Source organism: Pelagimonas sp., assembly GCF_058892305.1.
Genome location: NZ_JBZXVN010000050.1, coordinates 25,030 through 31,938 on the forward strand (window position 1 = coordinate 25,030; position 6,909 = coordinate 31,938).

Sequence of the window (6,909 nt, forward strand, 5' to 3'; positions counted from 1 at the left end):
CTACATCTCGCGTGCATCATGCAACCAGCCCAAGGCCCAATCGGCATTGCCCGGTTGTTTGTATTCTGCGCCAAGCGGCTTGTCATAGCCGAGGTCTTGGATGACACGAAACACATGTTTGTAGTTCAGCTCACCACGATCCGGCGGGCCACGATCCGGCACAGATGCAAATTGAATATGGCCGATTATCGGCAGTAAATCAGGGAGGCGATGGCTCAGGTCGCCTTCCATCAATTGCACATGATAGCAATCAAACATCAGCTTGAGGTTCAGCGCTGCGATTTCTTCGATCAGCCCACGGGCCTGATCGGTGGTGGTTAGGAAATAGCCCGGCGCATCATGGCGGTTCAGCGGTTCAATCAAGATGGTTAGCCCAAGTTGCGCCGCCTGCGCACAGGCATAGCGTAGGTTCGCGACAAAGGTACGATGCGCCTCGGCACCGCTGGCAAATCCGGCCATGACGTGGATGTTTTGCGCACCAATGGCGGCGGCAAAACGGATGGCCTGATCAATCGCGGCGCGGGCGTCGTCTTCGCGTCCCGGCAGGGCAGACAAGCCATTTTCACCCGCACTTAGATCACCGCGCAAGGTGTTGAGCCCGAGCATCGGAAGGCCGGTTTCATCCAGCGCGGCTTTGATGTCTTTGGGCGGGGTGTCATAAGGCCAATGGCATTCCACCGCGTCAAATCCGGCGGCATGGGCGGCGCGAATGGCATCCGGGAGCGGGCGATCAGCCCACAGAAAACCGAGGTTGGCGGAAAATTTCATGCGTCCCACTCCACATCGAATTTGGTCACAATGTTTTGGACGTGTTCCGGCGTCAAACCGCGCGGGTTCATGCCGCGTGTCATCATCGCCAGACGCGCGGTGTCTTCCAATTCTTCGATGGCATTGCAGGCGGCTTCGATATCTTTGCCAGCGACGACAGGCCCATGATTGGCCAACATGACCGCACTACGTTTGCCGGCCAAGCCGCGCACAGCGTCGCCCATTGCCGGGTCACCGGGCATGAAAAACGGTAAAAGCTGCACTTTGCCAAGCTTCATGATGCCATAGGGAGTTAGGGGCGGCAGGAAATTGTCGGGATCAACATCGGGCATCATCGACAAAGCAACCGAATGGCAGGAATGCAAATGCACCACCGCCCCGGCGGTGCTTCGTGTGTCATAAAACGCCGAATGAAGCGGCATTTCCTTGGTTGGTTTATCCCCGTCGATGTGCCGCCCGGTGGCGTCAAATCGGCTCAGCCGACCGGGATCAAGGCGGCCAAAGCTTGTCCCGGTTGGGCTTACCAAGAGCCCACCATCTTCGGTACGAGCGGATATATTGCCGGTTGATCCGCCGGTCAGGCCGCGATCAAACATCGACTTGGCCAAGAGGCAGATTTGTTCGCGCAGTTGGGCTTCGGGGCTCATGAGGTTTCTAACTTTCCGAGGGCGTCAGCGAAGAACCCTTCGTTGCCAAAGTTGCCGGATTTCAAGGTCAACGCGATCTGATGGCCGCCCGATTTGGCAAAGCACCACGGCACGCCAGGCGCGATCTCTGCTCCGATATCCAGCTGGGTGACGCCTAAGGCCTTGGTGATTGCGCCCGAGGTTTCCCCCCCAGCCGCAATGACACGACGCGCACCGAGATCACGGGCGGCGACGGCACAAGAGGCGAGAACCTGTTCGATCATCTCACCGGCCTGTGCGACGCCCAATTTGGCCTGGGCCGCTTTGACCGACGTAGGGTCGGCTGTGGCATAGACAAGGGGCGCTTGGCCAAGGTCTTGGTCTGATAGCCATTCCAAAACAGGTGCCGCGCCACTTTCAGCAAGTTCCAGCGGGTCGAGCCGATAGGCCGGAGCACCGGTTTCAAGATAGGCAGCGACCTGTTTGTTGGTCATCGACGAACAGCTTCCCGACAAAACGATGCTTTGCGCGGCGAGGGTTGGTGTCGTGGCTTTGGCTGCGTCGGCGGACAGGGTGCCATCGGCCAGATAAAGCGCGGGCAGGGGCATCGCCACCGCCGAGCCCCCGGTCATCAAAACCATATCCCGACAGGCCTCGGCAATGGTTTCGAGGTCAGAATTGGCCACCGCGTCAACAACAACATGAGCGATGCCATCGGCCTTGTGCGTGTCCAACACCGATTTCAGCGCCGCCGCGCCGCGCGCAACGGTCAAGCGATCGGCAAGGCCAACCGGTTTGCTCACCTGCGGTTCCAAAAGACGCATCAGGTTGCTGTCACGCATCGGCGTGAGCGGGTGATCCTTCATCGGGCTTTCGGCAAGGGGCTGTTGGCCCACAAACAGGTTGCCCATAAAAATCGCCCGGCCGTTTTCGGGAAAGGCGGGGCAATAGATGGTTTGTTCGACCCCCAAATCGGCCATCAAAGCCTCGGCCACCGGGCCAATATTGCCCTCGGCGGTGCTGTCAAAGGTTGAACAGTATTTCCAAAAGAACCGCTTGGCCCCGGCGCGTTGCAACCAGCGCAGAGCTTTGCGGGTTTCTGCTACGGCTTCGTCGACCGGCGCGGTCCGAGATTTGAGCGCAATGACTTCGAAAGCGGCGGTGTCGGTTGGGTCGCCGTCGGGCACGCCCATCCGCAAACTGACCCGCACGCCCGAGCGCGCCAAAAGCCCGGCAAGGTCGGTTGCCCCGGTGAAATCATCGGCAATGGCCCCAAAAATCGTCGTCATGATGGAGTCTTTGTCAATTCGCTCAGAACGGCACTGGCGGAACTGCGGTTGATCGCCAGCGGCGTGTCATACAAAATAGCCAATCGCAAAAGCGATTTAACATCAACGTCATGGGGCAGGGCCGACAGAGGGTCGATAAAGAATATCAGCGCATCAAGCCGTTCTTCGGCGATCATCGCCCCCAATTGGGCATCGCCGCCCAATGGGCCACTTAGCAACCTTTCAACCGTCAATCCCGCATCAACTTGCAACCGTCCACCTGTGGTTCCGGTGGCGTAAATGTAGTGCTGGCTTAGGGCTTCGCGGTGGCGGGTCGCCCATTCAACGATCAGGTCTTTCTTGGCGTCATGTGCAACAAGGGCAATCTTGGCCATGGTTACTCTCCCGGTAGGGTTATCCCGGCTTGGCGGGCATAGGTTTTTGCGACGGCGGCGTCATCTTCGGCGGCAAGCCCCATGTCGGCGGCGGCTTTGAATTGATCCAGAGCCGTTTGGGTGATGGGCGCATTGAACCCGGTTGATCCAGCAATATCCAGAACAATTCCAAGATCTTTGGGCCAGATCGCCACCTGACTGCGCGGTCTGTAGTCGCCCTCAACAATATGGGGCGCACGGTTTTCCAGCATCCAGCTGGTGCCTGCACATTTGCTAATCACGTCAAGGAACTGCTCGGGTGCAACGCCCTGGGTCATCCCAAAGGTCATGGCCTCGGCCATGGCGGCGATATGCACACCGGCAAGCAATTGGTTGACGGCTTTCATCGCGCTTCCGGGGCCAGCGTGATCGCCCAATTCAAACACGGTCTCAGAGAGGCTGTCTAAGGCTGGTTTTGCGGCGGCAAAGGCATCGGGGTGGCCCGAGGCCATGATTGATAGCCGTCCCTGAGCGGCCTTACCGGCCCCGCCTGAAATCGGCGCGTCCAGGTAGAGTATGCCAAGCGCCGTGCAGCGCGCTTCCATGTCTTTGGCGAATTCCGGGGGGACAGTGGCGCAGCCCATGACCACCGCACCTTTGCGCAGTTTGGGGGCGATGCCGTTGTCGCCAAATAAGACGTCTTCGGTTTGCGCAGCGTTTAAAACAACGACGGCGACAACGTCCAACTGCGGCGCGGCCTCGGACAGGGGAGACGTTTCGCCGCCTTCGACAATAAGCTCGGCCTTGCGCTTGGCGGACAGATCGTCGCCCCACACGCGATGTGCGCCGCGCACCGCCGACAGGGCCATGCCAAACCCCATGGAGCCGAGGCCAATGATTGCAATGTTCTGAGACATGATTTCCCCCACGTGATGTGTCGTTGGTATCGGTAACGGTACCGATACCGGTTGTCAATCTCGGTAATGCATGTATGGTGTTTTGAACAAGAACAAGGGCGGGCTATGACGCAGAAAGTGACCTTGGCGGATGTGGCCGCCGCCGCAGGTGTCAGCAAGATGACCGCGTCGCGGGCCTTGCGCGGTGCCGCGGATGTCTCCAAATCTAGCCTTGATAGGGTGCAAAAGGCAGCGCGTGACATTGGCTATGTGGCCAATCCATTGGCCGCATCTCTTTCGACCCAGCGCACCCAGTTGGTTGGCGTGGTTGTGCCGAGCCTCACCAACACGGTCTTTGCCGAAATGCTCACCGGGATTGCGGAAACCATCGACGGCAGCGGGCTACAGCCGGTGTTTGGGGTCACAAATTATGACCCCGAAACAGAATTGGAGGTTCTGCGAAATATGCTGAGTTGGCGACCGGCGGGCATGATCGTCACTGGTTTGGATCACCCGGATGCGGCGCACCTCTTGTTGGCAAAATCCGAAGAGCCGCTGGTTCAGGTCATGGATGTTGATGGGGAAGCGATCGACAATTGCGTTGGGATTTCGCATCGCCAAGCCGGTGCCGATATGGCCCGCGCGCTTTTGGCGGTGGGGCGGCGCAAAATCGGCTATGTCTGTTGTACGCAAGCCTATGACATCCGTGCCCAAAAACGTCTCGAAGGGTTTCAGACGGCCTTGGCGGAGCAGGGCGTTGATTTGGCCGCGACCAAAACAACCGATGCGCCCTCATCGGTGCCGGCGGGGCGGGCGTTGACGGCCGAATTGCTGCGCGCAGAGCCGGATTTGGATGCGATCTATTTTTCCAACGATGATCTGGCAGCAGGGGGGGAGTTTCACTGTCTGTCTGAGGGTATTTTGGTGCCTGAACGCTTGCTGCTTGCGGGGTTCAACGGGCTTGAATTCATCGATGCCTTGCCCCGTCCAATCGCGACCACACGCACGCCGCGCCGCGAAATCGGCCAGATCGCAGCACGTATGGTTTTGGATCGTGCAACAGGGTCCAAGGTCACTTTGCCGTCTGAAATCCGATTTCCAGACGCGTAAATTCAAATCCTTGGCAATGTTTTTTGCCTGTTTTTTGAACAGCTTCATTGAAAATATACCAAATGGTCAAAATTTATCGTTTGATAAAATTCAGAATCATGTGAGGCTAGACCCAAGCAATACCGACAACAGGGGTTAGCCATGAGTTCCAAACAATTCGAGGACGGGATCACCGCCGGGCGTTTAGACGCCGCCGCGCTGGAGACCAATTTCTCGGATCTGCATCCCGCCTATGACCCGCATGAGGCGCTGGTGGCCGCAGATCGCTGCTATTTTTGTCACGACGCACCATGTCAGGTGGCCTGTCCGACATCCATCGACATTCCATTGTTCATTCGCCAGATCGCGACCGGCACACCGGAATCCGCCGCACGCACGATTCTAGAAGACAATATCCTTGGTGGAATGTGCGCCCGCGTCTGCCCAACCGAAACGCTCTGCGAAGAGGTCTGCGTGCGTGAAACCGCCGAAGGCAAGCCGGTTGAAATCGGTCGTTTGCAACGCTTTGCGACCGACACTTTGATGGCCAAAAGCAGCCAACCGTTTGTGCGCGCCGCTTGGACGGGCAAAACTGTTGCTGTTGTTGGGGCTGGCCCGGCCGGATTGGCCTGTGCGCACCGCTTGGCCATGCATGGCCATAACGTTGTGATTTTCGAGGCCCGCAAAAAGGGCGGTGGCCTTAATGAATTTGGCATCGCAGCGTATAAATCGACCAATGATTTTGCGCAGGCCGAGGTCGATTGGTTGCTTGGCATTGGCGGGATCGAAATTCGCTATGATGCGGGATTAGGCGGGGCAATTTCGCTTGACGGATTGCAGGCTGATTTTGATGCGGTCTTCCTTGGGATGGGTCTTGGCGGTGTGAATGCGCTTGGCCTTGAGGGCGAGAACAAAGACGGGGTTATGCCCGCGACCGAGTTTATCGAAGAACTGCGTCAGGCAACCGATCTGACCGGTATGGCCATTGGCCGCCGTGTTGTGGTGGTCGGTGGTGGTATGACGGCGATTGATGCCGGGGCGCAGGCGCGTTTGCTTGGCGCGCAGGACGTCACAATTGTCTATCGTCGTGGCCAAGAGGCGATGGCCGCCTCGGAGTTCGAACAGGATTTGGCGGCGCAAAAGGGCGTGCGCATCATCCACAATGCGACCCCGGTTGGGGTTGAGGGCAATGGCAGCCTCACCGGCGTGCGCTTTGCCTATACTGAAACGCAAAACGGCAAGCTGGTCACATTGGACGACGGCTTTACCCTTCCTGCCGATCAACTGTTCACCGCCATCGGTCAAAGCCTAAGCGGTGCACCCGAAAGCCTAGACGTCGCTGGTGGTAAGATCACCGTGTCGGATGCTGGCCAGACCTCGGTTGCGGGTGTTTGGGCCGGGGGCGATTGCGCCTCGGGTGGCGATGACCTGACTGTAACGGCCGTTGCCGAAGGGCGCGACGCCGCCGAAAACATCCACGCAACTTTGATGGGAGAGGCATGATGGCTGATCTAACAACAGACTTCCTTGGCATCAAAAGCCCCAACCCGTTCTGGCTCGCCTCGGCGCCGCCCACTGACAAAGAATACAACGTTCGCCGCGCCTTTGAGGCCGGTTGGGGCGGTGTTGTTTGGAAAACCTTGGGGTCCGAAGGCCCGCCCGTGGTCAACGTCAACGGCCCGCGTTACGGCGCGATCCATGGCGCAGATCGGCGTTTGTTGGGGTTGAACAATATTGAGCTGATCACCGATCGGTCGCTTGAAACCAACCTCGAAGAAATGACGCGCGTGAAAAAGGACTACCCAGATCGCGCTTTGATCGCGTCGATCATGGTGCCCTGTGAGGAGGCGGCGTGGAAAGCCATTCTGCCACGGGTTATGGAAACCGG

Annotated in this window: 7 protein-coding genes and 1 pseudogene; 3 read left to right on the forward strand and 5 right to left on the reverse strand. The window is 58.4% G+C overall.

The genetic code is table 11. The features are described 5' to 3' along the window. Genes AC5EFR_RS19665 through ltnD form a run of 5 tightly spaced genes read right to left on the reverse strand, consistent with a single transcriptional unit; the run spans nt 1 to nt 3,953 of the window. Nucleotides 1–768 carry a hydroxypyruvate isomerase family protein gene (locus AC5EFR_RS19665; RefSeq protein ID WP_493577438.1) on the reverse strand — a complete coding sequence of 256 codons (768 nt, stop codon included), beginning with the start codon at nt 766–768 and terminating at the stop codon, nt 1–3. Next, a complete protein-coding gene (gene otnC / locus AC5EFR_RS19670; protein ID WP_493577439.1) occupies nt 765–1,415 on the reverse strand; it encodes a 3-oxo-tetronate 4-phosphate decarboxylase in 651 nt (216 codons plus the stop codon). Before otnC ends, AC5EFR_RS19665 begins: the two co-directional genes overlap by 4 nt. After that, nucleotides 1,412–2,683 (reverse strand): 3-oxo-tetronate kinase, encoded by a 1,272-nt coding sequence (otnK, locus tag AC5EFR_RS19675; RefSeq protein WP_493577440.1) that lies wholly within the window; start codon nt 2,681–2,683, stop codon nt 1,412–1,414. Before otnK ends, otnC begins: the two co-directional genes overlap by 4 nt. Next, a complete protein-coding gene (locus AC5EFR_RS19680) occupies nt 2,680–3,057 on the reverse strand; it encodes a methylglyoxal synthase (RefSeq protein ID WP_493577441.1) in 378 nt (125 codons plus the stop codon). The genes otnK and AC5EFR_RS19680 overlap by 4 nt, the downstream gene beginning before the upstream one ends. A gap of 2 nt (nt 3,058–3,059) precedes the next feature. Then, nucleotides 3,060–3,953 (reverse strand): L-threonate dehydrogenase, encoded by an 894-nt coding sequence (gene ltnD / locus AC5EFR_RS19685; protein WP_493577442.1) that lies wholly within the window; start codon nt 3,951–3,953, stop codon nt 3,060–3,062. A gap of 105 nt (nt 3,954–4,058) precedes the next feature. Here ltnD and AC5EFR_RS19690 point away from each other — a divergent pair, with 105 nt between their 5' ends. The 3 genes and pseudogenes from AC5EFR_RS19690 to AC5EFR_RS19700 all read left to right on the forward strand — a co-directional run. Beyond that, nucleotides 4,059–5,042, forward strand: a complete 984-nt coding sequence (locus tag AC5EFR_RS19690) for a LacI family DNA-binding transcriptional regulator (RefSeq protein ID WP_493577443.1) — start codon at nt 4,059–4,061, stop codon at nt 5,040–5,042. A gap of 141 nt (nt 5,043–5,183) precedes the next feature. Further along, complete coding sequence (locus tag AC5EFR_RS19695; RefSeq protein WP_493577444.1) at nt 5,184–6,524, forward strand: NAD(P)-dependent oxidoreductase; 1,341 nt, start codon at nt 5,184–5,186, stop codon at nt 6,522–6,524. Next, nucleotides 6,524–6,909 (forward strand): annotated as a pseudogene (locus tag AC5EFR_RS19700) (NAD-dependent dihydropyrimidine dehydrogenase subunit PreA); the annotation flags it as partial. The gene AC5EFR_RS19695 and the pseudogene AC5EFR_RS19700, both read left to right, overlap by 1 nt.